Source organism: Streptococcus sp. 'caviae' (genome assembly GCF_001937065.1).
GTDB lineage: Bacteria > Bacillota > Bacilli > Lactobacillales > Streptococcaceae > Streptococcus.
Map to the genome: position 1 here is coordinate 1 of NZ_MOWR01000026.1, position 380 is coordinate 380.

The following is a 380-nucleotide window of genomic DNA, read 5'->3' on the forward strand; positions in this document are numbered from 1 at the left end:
CTGAAGTAGTTGGGGGTTGCCCCCTGTGAGATAGGGTAGTCGCTTAGCAATAGGGAGTTTAGCTCAGCTGGGAGAGCATCTGCCTTACAAGCAGAGGGTCAGCGGTTCGATCCCGTTAACTCCCATAAGCGGGTGTAGTTTAGTGGTAAAACTACAGCCTTCCAAGCTGTTGTCGCGAGTTCGATTCTCGTCACCCGCTTTTATAGTATAAGCCAAGCAATAGCTTGGGCGCGTAGCTCAGCTGGTTAGAGCGCACGCCTGATAAGCGTGAGGTCGGTGGTTCGAGTCCACTCGTGCCCATAGGAATGGTCCGTTGGTCAAGGGGTTAAGACACCGCCTTTTCACGGCGGTAACACGGGTTCGAATCCCGTACGGACTAT

4 tRNA genes are annotated in these 380 nt (G+C 53.4%); all 4 read left to right on the forward strand.

The features are described from left to right. Positions 1–52 precede the first annotated feature (52 nt). The 4 genes from BMI76_RS10485 (at position 53) to BMI76_RS10500 (ending at position 379) form a co-directional block, all read left to right on the forward strand. A tRNA-Val gene (locus BMI76_RS10485) sits at positions 53–125 on the forward strand. Positions 126–128: 3 nt separating this feature from the next. Continuing rightward, positions 129–199: transfer RNA gene (locus tag BMI76_RS10490), tRNA-Gly, on the forward strand. Between the two features lie 27 nt (positions 200–226). Next, positions 227–300, forward strand: a tRNA-Ile gene (locus tag BMI76_RS10495). A gap of 7 nt (positions 301–307) precedes the next feature. Further along, positions 308–379: transfer RNA gene (locus BMI76_RS10500), tRNA-Glu, on the forward strand. The last annotated feature ends 1 nt before the right edge of the window (position 380 follow it).